This is a genomic window from Ignavibacteriales bacterium (genome assembly GCA_015709675.1).
Taxonomy (GTDB): Bacteria; Bacteroidota; Ignavibacteria; order Ignavibacteriales; family Ignavibacteriaceae; genus H2-BAC3.
Window position 1 is genome coordinate 778,756 of record CP054182.1, and the last position, 21,152, is coordinate 799,907.

Consider the following 21,152-nt stretch of genomic DNA (forward strand, 5'->3'; position numbering starts at 1 on the left):
AACCTGCTTTGTACATGCCGTGAAGAAGTTTAACGAAGAGTAGGCAGAGTTTTGGACACGGTGTCCTCAGACGAGATCGCGCAAAGAAGCATCAAGCAAATGTTCGGACAGGTCGTGACCTGTCCTAATGAATACCGGGTTGGGGAATCCATGTACACAATAGGACAACTCGCGTGTTGTCACAAGGAAGGGTTAATAAAAAAATCCTCCGGGAAAACTGTTGTCTTTACCCGGAGGAGTTCATTCACCAATACATGGGGGTATGCAGAAGAATTACGAATTTTGAAGAATGAATTGAAAACATTTCATAACTCATAATTCACACCTCATAATTCTTACTTCAACAACGCCATTTTCCGGCTGAGCACGGTGCCATTTGCTTTAAGAACATAGAAGTAGGTTCCGCTGCTGAGACCGCTTGCGTTAAAGTTTACAGAGTGGCTTCCGGCTTCGCGGTATCCGTTTACTAAATCAGCTACTTTATTGCCGAGCACGTCATAAACCTGAAGCGTTACGCTTCCAGGGTTACCAACAGAGAATCTGATTTCAGTTGACGGGTTAAACGGATTCGGGTAATTCTGATCCAGATTGTATTCACCCGGTGAGGCAGCTTCAGAATTTATTCCGGTAACGCCGGATGAGAATAACATCGCCATTGAGCCGGGTGCATTAAAGAAGCCAGGCATGTTACCCTGTGAAGCTGAGATTACTTCAGCAAAATTTGCGATGGTGGTATCACGCGTAAGGTTTCCGGTAAAAGGAGCTAAATTAAACTGACCTGAACCATACATGCAGCGAACCATTGTCTGACCCGTAATTATTCCAGCCGGAAAATCTAAGGCTGCAAAAGGAGCAAGTACTGATCCGGTTACATTGATACCTGAAATATGGAGTTTTTCTGCTTCATAAAAATTGAATAATATATTTTCCTGCACTGCTCCGGTAAGAAAAATTCCGCCAAACATACGGGTGCTGTCACCGCTTACGTTAACCAGCACGGTAGAATTTACGGGAACATCTATGTTTAACTGATTTGAACCAAGCAATAAACTGCCATCCAGATAAAATACATTCAGATCAGGATTGGTGCCAACCAGACTTATCTGCATTCCGGTATGATAAACAGAACCTGATTGCGAAAGAGTGGCAAGCTGAACCGAAAGATTTTGTAAATGCAGCTTTGCGGCGGGGAAGTTTATGACGCTGTCCTGAAAAATGCCGCCATCAGCCGAGAATCCAATTGTTGAAGTAATATAATTCTGATAGACAGCTCTTCCGTTATATACACGTCCGATCATATAGGTAAGATGATTACCCACAACAAGCACATCACCTGAATTTGGAGGAAGCTGATCACCAACACTATAGCCGGTCAGGTTTGCGATTCCGCCTACGGCAAGTTTACCCTGAGTGTCAGCAGAGGGCTGAATTAAGGTATCAAGAACAAAAAGATTAAATAGGGCTGCGGCGCCAAAATTAAATGAAGCGGCCGCAACATTTGAATAATCTACCTGCACCTGAAGAAGAAGCACTGCGGAATCACCCGCGCTGATGTTGCCGGCAGTCCAGATACCTGTGGCCGGATTATATACACCTGAAGGCACGGCTGAAACGAAATCAAAAATATCAGCCAGCTGATCTGATACTTCAACACCTTCAGCATTAGCAGAGCCGGTGTTTTTTACGGTGATTCTATAGCTGATGATATCTCCGTTGTTTGCGACAATCTGATCAACAGCTTTGTTAACAACCAGATCAATCTGATTGAACCAGGTGATGGTTCTGTGGATGGTACGTGCGGCAATAGTTGGAGTTGCCAGAATAAGTTTCTGCTTTCCGTTTGGGTCTGCTACATGATAATATTTTGTACCGGCCGGAATTCCAACCGTACCTGAAACGGAAATAGTTGCATTGGTGACTCCGACGCCTGGGATTATCGTAAGAACTGGTGAAACACCAGTGGGTCCCGTTACGGTTGTTGTGCTGCTAAGCGTACCCGAAGTAGTTGAAAGCGTAATGGTAACGTTCGGCATTGCAATACCCATGTTGTCAAACGCCTGTACGGTAAAACTGATGGGGCTCCCTATTGCAAATGACTGAGCAGGAATATCAACAAAAAATGATTGAAGACTAAGCACATGTGCGTGAAGATTTGCGTCTGCAATAATATCAAGCGCCCTGGTTCTTACATCATTAGCGCCTGTAACTCCCGCAACATTCAAACCATCAGCATAATGCCATAAAGCGAGCTGAACCGCCGCAGCTTCTTTTTCCACGGTTGAGGCAGAACCCGTGTAGGGGTAGGGTTTGAAGGGATAATAATTGTTGAGAATGTAGGTAAGCATACTGTCCGTAGATGACACATCCTGATATTGCTGATTATACGCTATCAGGTTTGCGAGATCTATGCAGTATAAGTTTGTTGGATTGCCGTCAATGGTGGCATTAAAAGTGCCGGCAAACACTGTCTTGCTAAAAGGAGCCGGCAGCGTAACATTCACCCCTTTATGAGTGCCGGATACCGTTGCAATGCTTTGCACATCAGCAAACGAATGAACGCTAATTAAAGCGAATAACACAAAAGAAATAAATGAGTTGTTCATGGCTGACAGACCATTTAAATAAGTGAATAATCAATTGTTCAACAAAAGATGTGCCATATAAAGATGCCACAATTAAAGAAGTTATGGACTTGTCATACGATCCCCCTCGTCTCAAACTGAGACTTTTAGCCAAATGTATCAAATTGGTTCAGTTAAGGCGGGGATGAGTTGGAAAGGTGTTTGGGGTGTTGGCTATGTGGGGTTTGGAGGAGGGGGTGGGACAATATGATAGAATAGTCGGGTTTAAGAGGGGGTCTGAAGGTGGATTAGAAATTTAGGAATGGTGTGAAGGAGGTGATTAAGTGGGGTTGGTTGAAATCAGTTAAGTGAGAAGGCACTTAAAGGGCTTTTGCAGCAGCCTTACGGGGAGTGTAATTATAAAATAAGTTCTTCCCGAAACAGTTGTTTTTGATGCTAATTATTACTTTTTGAGGTAATTTTATAATATTATCAGTTCCTTTCAGAGACTTCCATTTTTGCCTCCAACGGATTCAATCTATTCTTCTTCGCACCAGTATGCCACGATTTAGTTTCACTTTTTAATGGAAATTTCCTGATAACCGATTGAAATAATAGCATTTATAGGTATAAAATTCCCAATACTTAACTGAATTTCGAGCAATACGCACCAAATCGACAATACATACCATAATCCTCAATAAATTGCACTTTTCTAAACATATATGTTAATTTCTGTTTGTTTTATTCCTGAATATGTGTATATTTGCACCCATGAGTATAATTAATACACCAAATTTTAGCATTCATGTATGGGGGTTTGATCATCCCCCGCCGCATTGCCACGTCCGTTTTAAGGATGGTTCAAGTGTATGTGTGACTATACCTTTTATTGAACCAATGTATGGGGCTACAATAAGTTATGCAGTGAGAAAAGCAATTGAAGATAATCTTGACGAGATTGTGGATTACTGGGATGCCTTACATCCAATTAGACAACCGAAGAGAAAAAATAAAACGAAACTAAAATGATACGCTGGACCAATACCTCATACCAAAAAATCAGGCATGCAAAATTTGCCAACGAAAATGTTGTTGTGATTTTTGAAAATGGAGACATTATTGAAGTTCCTATAGAAACTTTAATTCCGTTCGATGTTAGGAACATTGAATGGAATAAATTGCATTATAATCCATTTGAAATTATTATTCCTGCAAGCCCACATAGTTTAGAAATTCCTTGGGATAAACTAAGAGTAATGACGGACAAAGATTTTGCAAAATATCTAGCTAATAAGTCTGAAGAGCAGGCGAAACTTATAGGAGTTAAAATTAAACGTCTTCGTGAACGAAATAACCTAAGCAGTAAAAATCTTGCAGAAAGAGCTGGTGTTTCAGCACAAACAATTTCGAGAATTGAAAAGGGACACACTGATGTAAGCTTTGGAACTCTTCGTAAAATACTTGCCGCAATGGGTTTTTCATTAAAAGATTTAGCAAATCAGGAAATAGAACTAGAAATGGAAAAAACTCAAAAGAGCTTCAATGTGCTTCTGAAAAGATTGAGTTATGCAGGGATTGATTCAAATTTTCTGACACGTAAAATTATTCCAGCAAGAATACAATTTGCATTGAATGCCCAACCGCAAAGCGAACCCGCAATGTTACTTGATGAAGCCGCAAGTTATGTTTCTACTATTTATGGTTGGACACTAAACGAAATTTGGGGTAAAGAAAACTTAGTATTAGGACCCGAACCTGCTGAAATGGCTTTCTTTAAGAAACCAACAAATGCTAATGAAAATCAAGTAAAAGCATACTCTCATTATGCGTTTTACTTAGCAAAAGTTGTTTTGAAAGCATTTAACCAAAAGAACAGTATTGAATATCCTTACAGTATAGAAGAATTTAAGAATGAATATTTCAAGAATTATCAAAACATTGATTTAATTGCACTTTTAGAATTTGTTTGGAATATGGGAATATGTGTTTTGCCGTTAAGCGATTCTGGCGTGTTTCATGGTGCATCTTGGAATATAGAAGGAAGGCATGTTGTTGTTTTAAAACAAAACACACAATCACATGCTAGGTGGATTTTTGATCTGTTGCATGAGTTGTATCATGTGTTTATGCACCTAGATAAAGTAAACACATCAGTTGTTGAAGTTCAAGAAATGAATCCATTTTCGAATAATGAGTCAATGGAAGAACTTGAAGCAAACTCATTTGCAAATCAAGTGATATTTGGAGGTCGAGCGGAAGTTCTTACCGAAAAATGTGTGACCCTTGCGAAATACGACATCAAAAATTTAGCAAAAGCAGTTTCACATATTGCCAAAAGAGAAAGGGTAAGAGAAGATTTTCTTTCAAATTATTTAGCTTTTAGATTGAGTTATCAAGGTGAAAATTGGTGGAGTACTGCAAATAAAATGCAAGTGACAGAACCAAATCCATTTACTGTTGCATCAGATTTTTTGAAAGAGAAAATACAAATACAAAAACTCACCCCTATGGACTTTAGTTTATTGAACTCAGCACTTGCAAACTAAAACAACAATATTATGGCAAAGAAATTTAAAAGAGTTCCTCCAGATATTCCAGTTTCAGATTTAAGTCCACTGAATATATCGTGTGGCAGCACAAAATGTGATGACGGACTTCACTGTTTTAAAACCAGCGAAAGAACCGCAAAAAAATTTGGCAGTCACGGAGTTTGCAAAGAATGTGGTACAAGTTTGATTGATTGGAAAAGAGTCCATCTAAATGATATCAATGATGCTAAATTCATTTTCGAATCTATGAAAAATGAATTGATAAGACATATTTACTGGCATACTCCAATAGAACAAGATGCTATTACAAATGCTCTGAAATCAACTAGAAATGAACTAAGAACACATGCAAAGAGAATATTAAAATCAAAGATTGGCAGTTCTAAGAATGCTTGGGATGGCAGACAAACGCCAATGACAGGCAACGAAATCGTGCATTATGCTCAACACGCAACGGCAACTTGTTGCAGAAAATGTTTAGAGTATTGGCATAACATAAAAAAAGACGAAGATCTAACAGATGAGCAGTTGGAATTTTGCACTGAGCTTGCAATGCTCTATATAGAAGAAAGAGTGCCGAATATTGATGATAAAAGATCAGAGGAAAATGGCAAATCTTGATACTGAAGTTATGTCCTCAAGTCTGAGAGATAAAGCAATTGATATTGATCGAAGAGCAATATTGATTACTAATTTTTCAGGCTCAGAACAAGAAAAAGATTTAACTGAACCGGCTAATTGTAATGGCTTTGGGAGGGTTCGTCATTTTAAACTTGATGCGGGAAATGATTGGATAAAAAACCCGTTACCCATTTTACCGGCAGCAAAAGCATTAGGTTTAAAACCAGATTCACAAATTCGAGCTCAAGTTTTTCAAAATTCAGTTTGCAATTGGCGTTGTTGGTATTGTTTCGTTGATTATAAACTGTTGAAAGGTGATACAAAGCATGCTTCATTTCTAAGTTGTGATGAAATGGTGGATTTGTATTTAAAAGAAGAGAATCCTGCCTCAGTGATCGATTTAACGGGTGGACAACCTGACTTGACGCCTGAGTGGGTTCCCTGGATGATGCAAACATTAAAAGAGAGAGGATTGAATGAAAAAATATTCTTATGGTCAGATGATAATTTAAGTAATGACTACTTATGGAAATATTTAAGTAATAAGCAAATTGATTTAATGTCTAACTATAAAATGTATTCAAGGGTCTGTTGTTTCAAGGGGATTGATGAAAAGTCTTTTTCACTTAACACAAAGGCAGAGCCAAAATTGTTTTTAAAACAATTTTATTTATGCCAACGTTTATTGCAAATTAATCTAGATTTATATTGCTACATCACACTGACTGCAAACACGGACACAAAGTTTGACATGGTTGTTCCAAAATTACTGGATATTGTACAAAATATTGACGAAGCACTACCATTACGAGTTTTGCCTTTAAGAATATTTAATACGTTTACACCTATTGTAAAAAGAATGGATGATGGGTTTAACGATATGTTGCAAGGTCAATATATTGCACTAGCCGTTTGGAAAAAAGAAATGGCGAAAAGGTTTACCGCGGAACAATTAAACCAACCTATTACGGAAATTAAATTAAAAAAATATTAGCTATGCATAATGAATACATCAATAGTTTGATTTTACGGCTTTGTAAGCAACCTCGAACTTTTGAATTCATTTCAAAGAATTTCAGTGGACACGACCCAATCCAACTAAGGGATGCCCTTGAAATATTAGAGAACAAAGGATCGTTATATAAGCAAAGCGATATGTGGTCCGTAAAAGAGGATAAGAAAACACCCACTTTTGATTTACTTTCAGAAGACCCACAACTTTACCTAAAAAAGTACATGGGGTACTTTGATTTTCTAAAAATTCCACATCCTTTAGATTTTGAGTGGAGAAATTCTACTGCAAGTTTGAATTATTTGATTAATGAAATTCAAGAGATAAATTCTGTAAACGACAGAATTTTATTATTGGGAATGCCAACACTGTTTGCGACTGCGTGTATAAAAGATATCCCTCAAAAAATTACTTTGGTTGAAAGAAACAAACCCATTGTGCGAGGTTTATCGAAATTAAGCGCTGATAAGGTTAGATTTCGAATTCTTGAAGCAGATATTTTTGAAGTTTCACCCAAAGCTATTGGTAAATTTTACAGTGTAATAATGGATCCACCTTGGTATTCACCTCACTTTTATCAATTCATGTGGTTGGCTGCTCAATGTGTTGAATTGGGTGGGGTTATTGGTATAAGTTTGCCACCTATCAATACTCGACCTAAAATTGAAAAGGAAAGAATTGATTGGTTTTCGTTTTGTCAGCAACAGGGCTTGTGTTTAGAAAATTTGTTTGCTCAGAAGTTGCACTATGCAATGCCATTCTTTGAGTTTAATGCTTTTCGTTCAGCCGGGGTAACAAATATTTCCCCTTTTTGGCGTAAAGGTGATTTTGCGTTATTCCGCAAGGTTCATTCTGCTGCCATTGAAAGACCTGAATTTAATGAAACAAAACCTAAATGGGTTGAAAGGGATATTGATACTGTCCGAATAAGGGTTAAGGTTGATGAGTGTTCTGTAACTAATGATTTGGAAATACTGAGCCTAATAAAAGGTGATATACTTCCAACGGTGAGTACCAGAGATAAACGAAGGGACCTGGCGAATGTTTGGACTTCGGGGAACAGAATATTTAAAGTGAATAACACAAAGAAATTTGTTAAGTTGCTTGACGATTTTAAAACTGGTAAACGAATAACGAAAGAACTAAAACTCGTTGCAGATTTTGTAAATGCAATTACAGGATTTGAGAAAGGAGAATACAATAACTATCTAGACTGGCTATATCATGAAATGGAAAGGCAAACTAATTAATTACTTGATTGAACAACTGAAGGAAGATTCTCAATGGGGAAATACTATTGAGCACTTGCTGTTTGATCTGTCTATTGGAATTCACTTGGCAATTTTTAATGAGCCGTTTTTATCTCTTGTTTATAAAAAGGAAAAGAAAATTGAATCAAGGTTTTCGGTAAATCGAAGAATTCCATTTGAAAGAGTAAAAAAGGGTGATGTGATTATTCTGAAAGAATCCGGTAGTTTTGTTACTGGTGTTTTTGTTGCAGGTGAGGTAAATTTTTTTCATTTGGCAGATAAAGAGACTCTCAAATATATTGAAGCGAATTTTGGAAAAGCAATTTGTGCAGATTATGATACTAACTTTTGGAAAAACAGAGCAAAGTCAAAGTATGCCACTTTAATTGAAGTAAAAAAGATAAAAAAGATAGCACCATATAAAAGTGAAAAGAAAGATAGAAGCGGGTGGTCAATTTTGAGAGAAGGAATTTCGGAAGACCTGTTTACACAATCAAAATGAAGTTAAAGTCTATAATCACAATAAGTGGTCGTATCTGTTCGGGAAAGTCGTATATTGCAAAATTGATTCAAGCCGAATATGGATTCCCAATAGCTTCATTCGGCGTTTACTTGAAATATTATTGCGTGAAAAATGGTTTGCCTACTGACAGGAAAGCACTTCAAGATACTGGTGAAGCATTTGTGAAGGAAAGTCCTAAGAGGTTTTTGAGTGATGTGCTTTCACATTTTATTGGCTTTTCAAATATAATTGTATTGGAAGGAGTAAGACATAGATCAATCCTTGAAGAAGTATATCAGCTAACCGAAAACCACTTGACGATTTTCGCTGAAGCTGATTTTGAAACTCGTTTTAAAAGATATTATTCAAGAAATAAAGATACAGATGAAGTAAAAACCCTTGAGTACTTTAAAGAAGCAGATAATCATCCCGTTGAACATGATATAGCATTCTTAAAATTTCTTTGCAATCTTTCAGTTGATTCTACATCAGACAAAGATATTTCACCAGAGTTATTTACATTCCTTTCACATAAACTAAAAAGGTAAATAGGATTTAAAAAGGCTTTGCCAAAAATGTCTCTTTTGGCTTTGATTGAGCAATTTGTTGAGCATGTTTATATCTAAAAGCTAATCTCTACGAAGTTCCCATATTTTCCAAAGTGCATAATCAATAACTTGAACTTCAATATTTTGCTCACTTGCGTATGGTCTGATATTGGTCAAATAATTCAGATAATCACCAATTGAAAAGTTATGGGTTATAGAAGGTAAAACCGGATCTCTTTCGTTAATTTCATCCCAGGTACGAAAATCAATTATTCCATACAACTCTGGATAATATAGTGTTAGTATTGCTGATGCAATTCCGAGACCAACCCCAGGTAAAGACCTTAAAATATTAATTCTAACTCTTGTTAAAATATTGTAATCGTGGTGATTTAAGATTAGTGCGGTTTTCGTAACCTCGTTTATCATTTGCTTGTTTAAATATTGCAAATGATGATTGACTCTATGTATTTGGTCGCCAAGTTTCCATTGAATAATTTGGTTAAATAGACCCTCTGATAAACCTTGATTTGGAAAATGAATCCGATAGGTCTGAATACTGCTTTTGAGTAAATTCGTTTGTTGCCATTCTTGACTATTTTGCCAATTGTCGTTTAATAAAAATTCAGTTACTCTATCTTGCCACATAGTTTAAGTGCCAAACCATTGCCTAACTGGAAACAAATCAGCAGTGTTTCGTAACAATATGGAAGAATTGTTTTTTTCGAAAACTCCCGAATTTTCACGGTTCATCGGACTTAACTCATTAATGCGAATTTTTTTGAAAAAACTTCTATGGTTGTGTGGTTTCTCACCCATTTCCATAATCTCTGAAAGGTACCGTCTAAAAACTATTTATTTATTTGGCCAAATGCAAGTAAAATTTACCATTGGGCTGGGGTGCTCAAATCTGTAAGAAGATGGGATTTAGGGGGCTGGGTGGCGTTTATCTGTGGGAAAAGGAGTTTAAAAGCAGAGGGAGCATAATAATTGAGAGTGGATAATGCAGAATGGAAAACCCTGTGGCAAAGTATGGCCACTAAAGCCCGAACAAGGAAGGGTTTAACGCAAAGGGAGCAAAGTTGGCGTGAAGTAGCTAAGAGTTTTAATGCCGTTGTCCCCTGAAGAACACATGCGAGGGAAGTTTCCCGCAGATCTCGCAGATTAGCGCAGAAACCGCTACGATTTCCCTCCCGTACATTGTAAATTGTTCATTGTGCATTGGTTTGTTTCCCGCAGATCAGCGCAGAGACTGCTACTAATTCCCTCCTGTACATTGTAAATTGTTCATTGTGCATTGATTTGTTTCCCGCAGATTTCGCAGATTAGCGCAGAGACCGCTGCTAATTCCCTCCTGTACATTGTTAATTGTGCATTGGTTTGTTTCCCGCAGATTACGCAGATCAGCGCAGAAACCGCTGCTAATTCCCTCATGTAAATTGTTCATTGTACATTGATTTGTTTCCCGCAGATTAGCGTAGATCAGTCCCCAATTCCATTACTAATTGCTCATTACTAATTATCTCAGAGCCACTGCTTTTTTCTGAAGATATACAACATCACTAAACTGACGGCGGTCATTAGAAACAGAACAAGGGGATAACCCCAGCGCCATTGCAGTTCAGGCATAAAATGAAAATTCATGCCATAAACTCCCGCGATAAAGCTGAGCGGTATGAAAATAGTAGTGATAATGGTGAGCACTTTCATGATTTCGTTCATCCGGTTGCTCAGGCTTGAGTGGTAAAGGTCCTGAAGACTGGAGAGCATATCACGGTACATTTCTATGGTCTCAATTGCCTGGAAGATATGATCGTATATATCACGCACATAGATGCGGTTCTGATCGTCAAAGAAGTTTCCTTCATCACGTTCAAGCCGGCTGACAATTTCCCGCATCGGCCAGACAAGTTTCCGGAGTTCCATCAGTTCGGTTTTCAGGTTGTGGATTTCTCCAAGAACGGATTTTTGCGGGGAGGCGAGTATTTTTGCTTCAGCAAGTTCAAGTTTATCCCCTGTTTTTTCGATGATAATAAAATAATTATCAATCACGGAATCAAGCAGCTCATAAAGCAGGTAATCGGTTCTCATGCGGCGCAGGCGACCTTTTCCTTTGTCAAGACGTTCCCGCACCCGTTCAAACACATCCCCCTGCAATCCTTCCTGAAAAGTGATAAGAAAATTCCTGCCAAGAACAAAGCTGACCTGTTCGGCTATTACTCTCCCGGAGTCATTATCAAAGGAAAGCATTTTAACCGTGAGAAAAAGTTTATCTTCGTATATCTCTGTTTTTGGTCTCAGGTCAGTATTAAGAATATCTTCAAGAAGCAGGGTGTGCAGACCGAAGACCTCTCCGGTTTTTTCAATCAGTTCGGTGTCGTGCAGACCGTCAATATTCAGCCAGGTCATCTGATGCTTAGGAAGAACATTCATCAGATCGCTGGCGGACTCAATAATCCTTTGGCTGCATTCATGCTGATTATAGGTGAAAACGGTGACCAGGGCTTTATCCAGTTTTTTTTCACCCAGGAAGAGCAGAGTTTCCGGCGGCATTCCGGCTCTCTGTGAAAGGCGTGTTCTTTCCTTAAACCGCGATAATGGCGGGGTAAATCTTCGCATTGATAAATCCTTACTGTGGTTCCTGTTTGCTCTGCTGAGTTCTTCGTTTATGCGAAAATAGTAAAAAGGAGATTATGAATACTATTCCTTACCGGCCAAATGATATCAGACAGGGTCTCGCCCGCAGGCTGGATGCCTCCCGATCATCGCTCTGAAAAAAATCTGTTGATTACTAAATCCGGAGTTCCTCTGTTTGCGTATTACACCGTATGATTAACAAACTAATAAGGAAATTCAATTGACAACCGGCGGTGTAGTATTTATGGTTCTTGCGTGGGGATGTGTTATTGCTCTCACGGCGATTACGTTTTATAAAATTATGAGAGGGAATACTAAGCAGCCGGAATAAGACCCGGTTACATTTCGTTTCTGTCCAGATATGCCCGGGCAACCGGGATGTCAGCTTCCGCCAGATCGTAACTAAAAATTTCTTCCGGGGTGATCCAGCGTACCTCAGCATGATCCCGCAACAGAAGCTCACCCCCGGTCACAACACAGACGCAGGGGAAAAGGTGAATACCAGCATATTCATAGGAGTGATAGTTTTCTTTCATCCGGTAAAGCACCGCTATATCCAGATTAAGCTCTTCTTTTATTTCTCTGACGATACACTCTTCAACTGACTCCCCCTCTTCAAGTTTGCCGCCGGGGAACTCCCATTTTAGTCCGAGTTTCATTCCCTCTTTTCTCTGAGCGAGCAGAATACGCCCCTCCTTTTCAATCAGAGCGCAGGCCACCAGATGTTTAACTGAAGATGAATTCATAAGGGAGGTTTTCCGGAGTTAAAAAATTAGTATATACAAGGTTTTTGCGCGTTATTTGAGAAGTTTTTTCAGGCACTTCTCAACAGCATCCTTAAAGCGCGCGAGGTTAACCGGCTTGCTGAATACATATTCAACGCCCAGATCATTATAAGCAAGAGTTTCGCTCTGCCCCACATCACCGCTGAGAATAATGACCGGAGGTTTCCCCTTGATGGTGGAGTATTGCAGGGTGCGGACAAAATCCAGACCGTTCATCACCGGCATGATATGATCCATAATCACCAGAGCCGGTGCGGCGGTTTCAACTATCTTGAGTGCTTCTTTTCCGTTGGATGCCGTAATCACTTCATAATCATGCGTAACGTTACGGATGATTTTTGAGTAAAGAATGCGGTCGGTGTTACTGTCATCAACCAGCAGAATAGAAGCTGAAGCTTTGGGGAGTGTAAAGATGAAAGATGATCCTTCATTCTTTTTGCTCTCAGCCCAGATTCTGCCTCCGTGCCGGTTAATAATCTCCCAGACCAGCGTAAGGCCGAGTCCGGTTCCTTTTTCTCCCGCGGTTCCTTCGGTAGTGAGTTTAGAATCCAGTTTAAAAAGTTTCTGCAGGTTTTCCTCACTCATTCCCACACCGTTATCCCTTACGGTTATCTGCAGGAAGCGTGGATGCTCGGAGTGTTCTGCCAGAATCTCAATTCTTCCGCCGGGGCGGGTGAATTTCAGCGCGTTGGAAAGCAGATTGTTAAACACCTGCATCAGCAGTCCTTCATCAACAAAGACGTATATATCGTTATCTATATGACTGATGATCTCAATTTCTTTTTTCATTGCAACCCCCTGAACGGTCGAGATAATCTTTGAAGCAATGTCGGCAAGGTCATGCCGGTTTGGTTCAAAGTTTATTCTTCCGGTCTGAATCTTTGTCCAGTCAAGCAGGGAGTTCACCAGCGTGAGCATGCTCTGCGCGGAGTCGCGAATAAACCCGACGTAGCTGCGCATATCATCGGTTGTCAGATCGTTCTCATTCATCAGGATATCGGTAAAGCCCATGATGGAACTGAACGGAGTGCGCAGGTCGTGGGAGATTATGGAAATAAAACGGTCTTTGGCTTCATTAAGTTTGGAAAGATTTTCAGCTGACTCCTGCAGCACCTGCTCAGCGTGTTTCTGAGCGGATATATCACTCACCAGGCCGTACATTTTGATAATCTCCCCTTTGCGGTCACGGATAGCGGTCAGTTTATTTCTCACCCACACCACATTCCCCTGTTTATGCAGAATACGGAAGACCAGTTCGGTGGATTTCTTGTAAAAGTTCTGATAGAATCTTTTCAGGTCATCCTTAACATCGGGGAAATCATCAGGATGAATCATCTTCAGGAAGAGTTTTGAATCTTCCAGAAGTTCGGTCTGCGAGTAGCCGGTCATCTTTTCAACCGCGGCTGAGTAAAAGATGGTTTTCATCTGTCCCTTGAAGCGCTCGGCGGTCCAGAAGAAATCATCAAGGTTTTCGGTAATGCTGCGGTAGCGTTCTTCAGACTCTTTAATTGCCTGCTGGGTGCGTTTGCGTTCGGATATATCGCGGACGATAATAACGGTAAATTCCTGCTTCTGAAACATAAAGTGCGTCACAGAGGCCTCAATGTGAAAGCGGGCGCCGTCTTTTTTAATGCCGAGGAACTCAAGACGGTTTGTCCCCGCTGTTCCTGCCGCCCGGGAGTGTATATACTGTTCAAACAGGTTTTTTTCTTCGGGGGAAACGATGGTGAAGTAATCCGTGCGGGTTAGTTCATCAAAAGAGCGGTAGCCGAACATGGCTATGAATGCATCGTTGGCAAGTATATATTTCCCTTCGCTTTCAATAGCGATGCCGTCTTCACTGGTCGCAAAAACCGACTGCATCAGGGAGAGTTCTTTTTCAAAAACAAGCTGAGCGGTGATATCCCTGATAACCGCGGTAAAGGAGGGGTTTCCTTTTTCGTCGGGTATATCTTCAGAAACGCGCACCTGAGCCGTAAATGGTTTGCCGCCGGCTGTAAGAAATTCGGAGACAAACTCTTTGCCGGTGCTGGCGGTGGTCATCTCAGAAACCAGGCGGGTTTCAGTAACAAAATCATAGAGGGAAACGCCTCCGGAGGCAGGCGTGAAGCCAGCGGTTTTTTCAAATGCCTGGTTCCAGGTGAGCAAACGTCCTGCCGCGTTATATCTGATAACCATGTCGGGCAGCGTGTTATATACTTCATGCAGGCGTTTTACCTGTTCATCAGCGCGGGCAAAGAGCCGGGTCCGTTCCGTGATATCCGAGCAGAGCAGCAGAATTTCCTCTTTTCCTTCAGCAGGGAAGAGGAGGGAAAAGATAAGCTGAACAACAATTTCGCGCTCCTGCAGATAATAGCGGACCTCCCGCTGAACCGGCTCATCAACGGTAATGTTTCTGATCAGGGAGTTAAATTCATCCTGTTCAAAAATCCTTAGTGTGCGGTTAAAATTCTTTCCGTATATCTGAGATCTGCTCAGGCCGAAGAGTTCTGCAGCAGCGGTATTCCAAAACAGAACATCACCTCTGCGGCTCAGGGTGATCACAGCATCGGCTGAAGCTTCGGTAATCTGTTCGTAGTGGCGGAGTTCTTCAATCTGCATCCTCAGTTCCTCGCTTTCACCAAGGAGACCGGTAACATCATGCAGGTGGATCAGGTGAAGCATCTTTCCCGGAAGGTCAGCATATATACTTGTAACGGAAGTCTCAATTTTTTTTGGTATTCCGTCCTGATATGCAGTAAAAAGGAAATGCCCCTTTTTGTTTTCTCCGTGAAGAATCAGATTTCTGCTGTCAAGTTCATCAAGCAGTTCCTGGGTGAATGCATCGCGGAAGTAGGTTTCGCCCGGGTGAATTTTTTTCAGGAGCCAGCCGCATTCTCCCTGCCTGCCTGAAACGGTAAGAGCTTTTCCGTTTCCGTCAAAAGTGATAATGGTATCTGCAATTGCATTAAGAATGAGAGAACCCTGTCCACCCGAATCGTGGGAGTCAGCAGCCGGCTGGGCTTTTATTTTAAGGTCTTCAATCAGGATAACTCCGCCGGCAAAGTTTTCTCCTTCAAAGAGAGGTGTGGCTTTAAGCATGACGGAGATTTCATCACCGCTGAGTGTTTCAGAGGAATGCAGCTCCCGTTCTATTACATCGCCAAGGGGAAGCCTCTGCAGTTCTTCCTCAATGCCGGATGCCGCGGTGAAAATGCCGGAAAGAAGCGAAACACCCGGAGCGGGTTCGCTTTCCGGACTGATAACGTTAAAGCGGTATATATTATCGTTGAGGAAAGTAATGATGAAATTGCGGTCGAACGCAAGAATCCCCGCCGGAATGGATTCCAGCAGTTTAGCCGGAGAAGAAGTCTCCTGAATATTTGGATTGCCCGTTTCGTCCATACGTACTGTTATTGCTCAAAAAAATTCCTGCATGAAAAACTGACATCATGCAGGAGACAACTCACCGGCCCCGGTATATATGAATCCGCCCGTGGGGGCGGGTTCAGGCCTCTGAAAAACTTGCTTCTGCCTGGGAAGCATCATCAAAAATTTTAAATACATCATTCAGATGCATCAGATTAAAGATCGGGGTTATGGTCTGGTTAAGCCCTGAAATACGGAGATCTCCCCCCTTGAGCCGGATTTTTTTGGTGCAGGAAACCATAGCGCCAAGGAAAAAACTGTCAATAAAAATGACCTGCGAAAAGTCAACAACAATTTTTCTGATATCCTGATCTTCAATCAGTTTAGTGAGCAAATCTTTAAACTCATGAGCGATATCAGCGGTTGCTCTTTTCGGTTTTATGTTCAGCAGGAGGAAACCCTCCTTTAATACTGTTTCAAACATAACCCAAAACTCCTGTTTTACCTGGTCCTGGCGTAAAGGAGGTTAACTTAGAAACCTTTACTGCCGGCCGTAAAATATCACTTTCAGGGGTGGAATCCAAAGAAAAACAGGACTTTGAGCGCTAACCGGCATCAGAAGGAGATAAATGACCCCGGAACGGGTTTTCCGCTCCGGGGGTAAATTCAGACAAACCGCCGGTCAAAAGAGGGGCGGTTAAGCAGCGGGGTGAAAAACCTGAATGCTTAGTAAATCACAAAAGAAGCATTTACCACGGCTGTGATTTCCTTCTCGATGGAATATTCATCATTTATGCCATAGTCGGAAATCTGGTTGGAGTTCTTCGGAGTAATCTGCAGTACTCCCATGCGGGCATTGCGCAGCTCTCCCAGCGTGCGGTCGGTTGCTGATGCCACCCGGTTAGCCCGGTTCATGGCATCTTTGGCAGCTTCTGACTGCACTTCAATCTTCACATCCGCGAGCTTTGTATATATGAAGCGGGGCGGTTCGGTAACCACGTTTACTCCTTTTTCGATCAGCGAGACAATTTCCAGAGAAATTGACTGTATGAGCTGAACGTCGGCGGATTTAATTTCAAACCGCTGAGAGTAGTTCCGGCCGATGACCCTCTGTGTGGTATAGCCGCTGGCGGAGACTTCGAAGATGTCATAACTGGACGGCGGTGAAAGTGATACAGCATCCTTCTTAAAGCCCTTTCCCTCAAGATAAACAAGTACCTGACTGAGCTGGCTTTTCATCTGACGGTAGGCCTCCTGCGGAGAGGATGACTGTGAGGAAACCGTTGCGGCAAGGAATCCGAGGTCGGATACGATATCCATCTTGGCCGAGCCGGTCACATTGATGGTCTGGCTGTCCTTATTGCGGTCTCTTAGTGTATCGTTGATAATCAACACTGCAATAAGCAGAAAAATACCGCCTACAGCCGTGGCGATAATACCTTTGTTTATGTCGTTCATGTTTAATAAAGATAATTTGATGGTGATGAAATATAGGTAAAAAAATAATGTACAATGAACAATGTACAATTTACAGAACGGTCAATCCTGTTACTCCTGTCCATCCTTTGATCGCGTTCAACTCCCGGATGGGCCGCGGATGATACGGATGCAAGCAGCGCGGATTAAAACGGATCGGAAAATACAATGAACACTGTACAATGGCGGGGCGGTTTATCTTGTTAATCCTATCTATCCTTTAATTGTGTACAACTGCCCGATGGTCCGCGGATGATACGGATGCAAGCAGCGCGGATTAAAGAGGATCGGAAAACACAATGAACAATTTCAGAAATGGATTAACCTTCGTACAGACAGATACAAACTGTCTAAGAAGTTTTAAGTTTGAAAGGCATCTTCTATACCTTTGTTAAGGCTGATAATAGACTGTCTTCTCCAGTGTTCTATGGAAAGCATAAAAATCCTGTTAATCTTTTAATCCGGTTTTAACCAATTTGCGGCGCGTAACAAATTCGCAGGCTTCTACCCGTCTGTCTATATATGATAATTCAGGGTTTAAATCTAAAAGCGGGTTCCATTTCTTCAATTTCATATTTTGGAATTCCTGTCCGGGCGGCTATATGGTGCCAGTTGCTTACTGCTTCACGTATTTTTTTTATCAGAACGTTCGCTCTTTTCTGTTCAACCTTATAATATGGCGCGGTTTCAAGTACAAGATCGAAACTGAGGGTATTATCATTTTCAGAAATATTGAGACTCAAGCCGTTCCCTGCCGGGTTTGCATTCACATCATACATTGGTGAAAGTATCCATCCATCGGCGGTAAGGAGAAAACCGTGATTTCTCAAGTGATCATCCGTGTTTGCGACAGCAACGGAGAATACAATTCTTTTCCAGAGTTCTTCAAGATTAAAATTGACCTGAGCGCCAAATCGCTTAATAAAATCAGCCATTTCAAGATAGCTTGCTCCTGCTGAAAAATTATCACCGTCTTTGTACCCAAGCAATGTCATAGCCGATGTGAAATGAATCCTCTTGTTATCCGCTCTGTCAAACCGTTTTACCAGAAAAGTATGATGCACATTGCTGAAAGGAATAGCTTGTGCCGGAGGCAACAATATACCAGCCTGTTCTGCAAGCCGGTGAATAACCATCTCCCAGCCACCGATATTTTTTGTATCCTGAGAGCTTGGGAATTTGGCAATCCAAAGGTTTCCCTCAGCATCAGCCACATTGGCCTTGGGGCGGGCTCCGCCAAGTGAAGAACCCGGAGCAATAAGCCGGAGAAGCCATTTTTTGTATTCCAGACTTTCATATTCATCAGATTGTTCAATCATAAAACTTGCGTGCTGCAATTCCGCGAGCGAAGACCAGGGAGGAACAGCAAGTTGATGATCTGAATTGATAAACTCACCGTCTTCGCTCAATTTAAATCGAAGCCCTCCCATTCTGCTTTGATCATAAACACCAAGTAAAAAATCCGATTCAGATAATGTATTGGGAGTTCTTGCTTCTTCACGGGCGGTAATCGCTTCGCGGCGTTTCATTAAAAGGCGGCCCCAGCGATCTGGCGACGAATCAAGAAAAACTCCAAAGTTCGAGTGTCCGGACTGAGGATATTGAGTTCCTGAATAGTTTTGCAATTGTGGATCCAGGTAAAGTGCAGAGTTGTTTTTTAGCCACCCTGCTGAATATTCAAACGAGAATATCTCACTACCTCTTACAATCTCAGCATAGAGATATCCCACTAATTCTGGTTTTTTGAAGGGTATCCAGTCAGCATACACCAGAATTTCTTTTCTTCTCCGTGATTTAGCCATTATCAGACCTTCTCTTCCCGGGAGCACGTTTTTTAACAATAATTCCCGCATCCTGTAGTTTTCTGCCAAACACATCATCGCGGGCAACGGCGGTGAGATCATCAAGCAATCCGAGTATAAAAAGCACCATTGCATAATTACCGATGCTTACGTTGGGTTTACCCGCTTCGATAGCAGTAAGTGTCGGACGGCTTATTCCGGCTCTTTCAGCAATCTGTGCCATGCTGAGCCGTCTGCGAAGACGGGCGAGCTGAATATTTTCACCCAGGAGTTTAAGAGTTTTGGAAACTTTGAGAGGGAGCATTTTTCACACACCTAATGTAAATTATGTTTTACAAATATAGGCAATTTGGCAAATATAATTTACATTATTACCTGATTGCTTGCACATTTTACTATGGGGGGCGGTTAATCCTGTCTATCCTTAAATCGTGTTCAACTGCCCGATGGGCCGCGGATTATACGGATGCAAGCAGCGCGGATTAAAACGGATCGAAAAATACAATGTACAATGGCGGGGCGGTTCATCCTGTTAATCCTGCCTATCCTTAAATCGTGTTCAACTGCCCGATGGGCCGCGGATGATACGGATGCAAGCAGCGCGGATTAAAGCGGATCGGAAAATACAATGAACAATGTACAATGGCGGGGCGGTTCATCCTGTTAATCCTGCCTATCCCTTAAATTGTGTCAACTTCCCGTACATCGCCCGCGGATTAAAGAGGATCGGAAAACACAATGAACAATGTACAATGAACAATGGCGGGGCGGTTCATCCTGTTAATCCTGCCTATCCCCTAATCGTGTTCAACGATGCATTCATTTCCCCTGGATTTACTGGCTTTGTAGATACACGCCGCGGCGTGTATCTACGCAACCATGTATTGTGAAATACTAAAACGCGGAAACAAATCCCATACTGAATGAAGGATACTTATGCGTGAAGTTGTATCCGTATTCCGCAACAAGACGGATGTTTCTGCGGGTAACATGTCCGAAGTGAAGGGCAGCACTGCGGTGGTTCTGCCAGGTTTCGTCTGATTCAATCCAGTTGAATACTGCGACGCCGTAAAAACGGCTGTCATCACCGTTTGGCATATATATCAGTTCAGCCATTGCGCCCTGTGTTTTTATTTCTTTTACAGAACCGCCGGACATGGTGGCATCATCTGTTCTGCTCAGATACATCGTATTCAGTTCAAAATTACCAGCATTGAGCGTAAGATCAGGGCCGAACATAGTGATGCCATTATCAGAGAAACGCTGACGCTCGGCACCGAGATAGGTGAATCCGCCGATTCTTACTCCCTCAAACAGATCCTGTGAAATGCGGCCGATAAAGTTCTTAAAAGGATCTGAGTCAAACGTCCCGGCAGGACCCGGAACGCCGATACCCGTACCATTCACCAGTTCAACAAAAATATCCGTTCCTGTCGGGAGCGAATAATTAACCATGATGCCCCGGTCATAAGTGAGATTTATCTGCGATGCAGAAGGAGCAAATTTTAATATCTGATAATCTTCTCTCGTTAAACGAACTTCCCGTTTGAACAGAGGATCGGATACCTGGAACTGTCCGAGATATATATCAAGCTCGAGCCCCGCGATGTTATTGAACATCAGATAGGCATCCTCAATTTTTCCGGTGTGCCCTTCTTCCAGTATATAATAAAAATAATACGACATATATTTGGAAAGTGCGCCTCCCGAAAGCAGTTTAACTACTGAGGGAGCATAAAAATCCGACTGTTTTGACTGGTCCTGATTATAGGTCACATGCCCCTCTAAGCGCATGGCCAGGGGAAAATCGCGGATAAGAGAGACCTGATCATCGCCGGTATCCTGATAGTAACGGGGTGCTTCCTTGTCCTTCAGTTCAAAACCGTTTGCAGCAAACTCTTCGCCATAGTCTTTGAGTTTGGGAGCGGGTGCATGGCAGGTTTTGCATGACATGCTGTATTTACGGGCGAAGGCAGGAATGGCGTGAGTTTCAGCCAGCAGGCCTGCGAGAAAGACCAGTCCGGTCAGGAAGTATATATAATGTTTCATAAGTGTTCC

General features: G+C 41.6%; 17 protein-coding genes. 7 read left to right on the forward strand and 10 right to left on the reverse strand.

Annotated features, from left to right (window positions below; translation table 11 throughout):
* Positions 1 to 335: 335 nt before the first annotated feature.
* Entirely contained in the window at positions 336 to 2,603 is a 2,268-nt protein-coding gene (locus tag HRU80_02770) for a choice-of-anchor A family protein (GenBank protein QOJ27846.1), read from the reverse strand.
* Positions 2,604 to 3,317: 714 nt separating this feature from the next.
* On the opposite strand from HRU80_02770, the gene HRU80_02775 reads away from it, so the two are divergent.
* The 7 genes from HRU80_02775 (at position 3,318) to HRU80_02805 (ending at position 9,046) form a co-directional block, all read left to right on the forward strand.
* A complete protein-coding gene (locus HRU80_02775) occupies positions 3,318 to 3,593 on the forward strand; it encodes a DUF4160 domain-containing protein (protein QOJ27847.1) in 276 nt (91 codons plus the stop codon).
* The gene (locus HRU80_02780) at positions 3,590 to 5,110 is read left to right on the forward strand and encodes an ImmA/IrrE family metallo-endopeptidase (GenBank protein QOJ27848.1); all 1,521 of its coding nucleotides are present in this window, start codon (positions 3,590 to 3,592) and stop codon (positions 5,108 to 5,110) included. The genes HRU80_02775 and HRU80_02780 overlap by 4 nt, the downstream gene beginning before the upstream one ends.
* Before the next feature lie 12 nt (positions 5,111 to 5,122).
* Complete coding sequence (locus HRU80_02785; protein QOJ27849.1) at positions 5,123 to 5,734, forward strand: DUF4186 family protein; 612 nt, start codon at positions 5,123 to 5,125, stop codon at positions 5,732 to 5,734.
* Positions 5,721 to 6,728 (forward strand): radical SAM protein, encoded by a 1,008-nt coding sequence (locus HRU80_02790; GenBank protein ID QOJ27850.1) that lies wholly within the window; start codon positions 5,721 to 5,723, stop codon positions 6,726 to 6,728. The genes HRU80_02785 and HRU80_02790 overlap by 14 nt, the downstream gene beginning before the upstream one ends.
* 161 nt (positions 6,729 to 6,889) lie before the next feature.
* Positions 6,890 to 7,996: a hypothetical protein gene (locus HRU80_02795; protein QOJ27851.1), complete on the forward strand. Its 1,107-nt coding sequence runs from the start codon at positions 6,890 to 6,892 to the stop codon at positions 7,994 to 7,996.
* A complete protein-coding gene (locus HRU80_02800) occupies positions 7,971 to 8,498 on the forward strand; it encodes a hypothetical protein (GenBank protein ID QOJ27852.1) in 528 nt (175 codons plus the stop codon). The genes HRU80_02795 and HRU80_02800 overlap by 26 nt, the downstream gene beginning before the upstream one ends.
* Before the next feature lie 62 nt (positions 8,499 to 8,560).
* A complete protein-coding gene (locus tag HRU80_02805; protein ID QOJ27853.1) occupies positions 8,561 to 9,046 on the forward strand; it encodes a hypothetical protein in 486 nt (161 codons plus the stop codon).
* Positions 9,047 to 9,127: 81 nt separating this feature from the next.
* Here HRU80_02805 and HRU80_02810 read toward each other — a convergent pair whose 3' ends face one another.
* The 9 genes from HRU80_02810 to HRU80_02850 all read right to left on the reverse strand — a co-directional run bounded on the left by HRU80_02810 (position 9,128) and on the right by HRU80_02850 (position 21,143).
* Positions 9,128 to 9,694 (reverse strand): hypothetical protein, encoded by a 567-nt coding sequence (locus tag HRU80_02810; GenBank protein ID QOJ27854.1) that lies wholly within the window; start codon positions 9,692 to 9,694, stop codon positions 9,128 to 9,130.
* Positions 9,695 to 10,570: 876 nt separating this feature from the next.
* On the reverse strand, positions 10,571 to 11,665 hold the full coding sequence (gene corA, locus HRU80_02815; protein QOJ27855.1) for a magnesium/cobalt transporter CorA: 1,095 nt from the start codon (positions 11,663 to 11,665) through the stop codon (positions 10,571 to 10,573).
* 356 nt (positions 11,666 to 12,021) lie between these two features.
* Positions 12,022 to 12,429, reverse strand: a complete 408-nt coding sequence (locus tag HRU80_02820; GenBank protein QOJ27856.1) for a (deoxy)nucleoside triphosphate pyrophosphohydrolase — start codon at positions 12,427 to 12,429, stop codon at positions 12,022 to 12,024.
* Positions 12,430 to 12,480: 51 nt separating this feature from the next.
* Positions 12,481 to 15,852, reverse strand: a complete 3,372-nt coding sequence (locus tag HRU80_02825; GenBank protein ID QOJ27857.1) for a PAS domain S-box protein — start codon at positions 15,850 to 15,852, stop codon at positions 12,481 to 12,483.
* A 103-nt stretch (positions 15,853 to 15,955) separates the two neighbouring features.
* Positions 15,956 to 16,300: an STAS domain-containing protein gene (locus HRU80_02830; GenBank protein ID QOJ27858.1), complete on the reverse strand. Its 345-nt coding sequence runs from the start codon at positions 16,298 to 16,300 to the stop codon at positions 15,956 to 15,958.
* 242 nt (positions 16,301 to 16,542) lie between these two features.
* On the reverse strand, positions 16,543 to 17,274 hold the full coding sequence (locus HRU80_02835; protein QOJ27859.1) for an SIMPL domain-containing protein: 732 nt from the start codon (positions 17,272 to 17,274) through the stop codon (positions 16,543 to 16,545).
* A gap of 548 nt (positions 17,275 to 17,822) precedes the next feature.
* Positions 17,823 to 19,094, reverse strand: coding sequence for a HipA domain-containing protein (locus tag HRU80_02840; protein ID QOJ27860.1), 1,272 nt, complete (start codon positions 19,092 to 19,094; stop codon positions 17,823 to 17,825).
* Positions 19,087 to 19,398 carry a helix-turn-helix transcriptional regulator gene (locus HRU80_02845; protein ID QOJ27861.1) on the reverse strand — a complete coding sequence of 104 codons (312 nt, stop codon included), beginning with the start codon at positions 19,396 to 19,398 and terminating at the stop codon, positions 19,087 to 19,089. Before HRU80_02845 ends, HRU80_02840 begins: the two co-directional genes overlap by 8 nt.
* Positions 19,399 to 19,988: 590 nt before the next feature.
* Positions 19,989 to 21,143, reverse strand: coding sequence for a hypothetical protein (locus tag HRU80_02850; protein QOJ27862.1), 1,155 nt, complete (start codon positions 21,141 to 21,143; stop codon positions 19,989 to 19,991).
* Positions 21,144 to 21,152: the final 9 nt, after the last annotated feature.

What these genes read in the sequence shown, in the direction of transcription:
- HRU80_02770 (QOJ27846.1), bottom strand. Translation starts at nt 2,603, where the DNA reads ATGAACAACTCATTTATTTCTTTTGTGTTATTCGCTTTAATTAGCGTT.
- HRU80_02775 (QOJ27847.1), top strand. Translation starts at nt 3,318, where the DNA reads ATGTGTATATTTGCACCCATGAGTATAATTAATACACCAAATTTTAGC.
- HRU80_02780 (QOJ27848.1), top strand. Translation starts at nt 3,590, where the DNA reads ATGATACGCTGGACCAATACCTCATACCAAAAAATCAGGCATGCAAAA.
- HRU80_02785 (QOJ27849.1), top strand. Translation starts at nt 5,123, where the DNA reads ATGGCAAAGAAATTTAAAAGAGTTCCTCCAGATATTCCAGTTTCAGAT.
- HRU80_02790 (QOJ27850.1), top strand. Translation starts at nt 5,721, where the DNA reads ATGGCAAATCTTGATACTGAAGTTATGTCCTCAAGTCTGAGAGATAAA.
- HRU80_02795 (QOJ27851.1), top strand. Translation starts at nt 6,890, where the DNA reads ATGTGGTCCGTAAAAGAGGATAAGAAAACACCCACTTTTGATTTACTT.
- HRU80_02800 (QOJ27852.1), top strand. Translation starts at nt 7,971, where the DNA reads ATGAAATGGAAAGGCAAACTAATTAATTACTTGATTGAACAACTGAAG.
- HRU80_02810 (QOJ27854.1), bottom strand. Translation starts at nt 9,694, where the DNA reads ATGTGGCAAGATAGAGTAACTGAATTTTTATTAAACGACAATTGGCAA.
- corA (QOJ27855.1), bottom strand. Translation starts at nt 11,665, where the DNA reads ATGCGAAGATTTACCCCGCCATTATCGCGGTTTAAGGAAAGAACACGC.
- HRU80_02820 (QOJ27856.1), bottom strand. Translation starts at nt 12,429, where the DNA reads ATGAATTCATCTTCAGTTAAACATCTGGTGGCCTGCGCTCTGATTGAA.
- HRU80_02825 (QOJ27857.1), bottom strand. Translation starts at nt 15,852, where the DNA reads ATGGACGAAACGGGCAATCCAAATATTCAGGAGACTTCTTCTCCGGCT.
- HRU80_02830 (QOJ27858.1), bottom strand. Translation starts at nt 16,300, where the DNA reads ATGTTTGAAACAGTATTAAAGGAGGGTTTCCTCCTGCTGAACATAAAA.
- HRU80_02835 (QOJ27859.1), bottom strand. Translation starts at nt 17,274, where the DNA reads ATGAACGACATAAACAAAGGTATTATCGCCACGGCTGTAGGCGGTATT.
- HRU80_02840 (QOJ27860.1), bottom strand. Translation starts at nt 19,094, where the DNA reads ATGGCTAAATCACGGAGAAGAAAAGAAATTCTGGTGTATGCTGACTGG.
- HRU80_02845 (QOJ27861.1), bottom strand. Translation starts at nt 19,398, where the DNA reads ATGCTCCCTCTCAAAGTTTCCAAAACTCTTAAACTCCTGGGTGAAAAT.
- HRU80_02850 (QOJ27862.1), bottom strand. Translation starts at nt 21,143, where the DNA reads ATGAAACATTATATATACTTCCTGACCGGACTGGTCTTTCTCGCAGGC.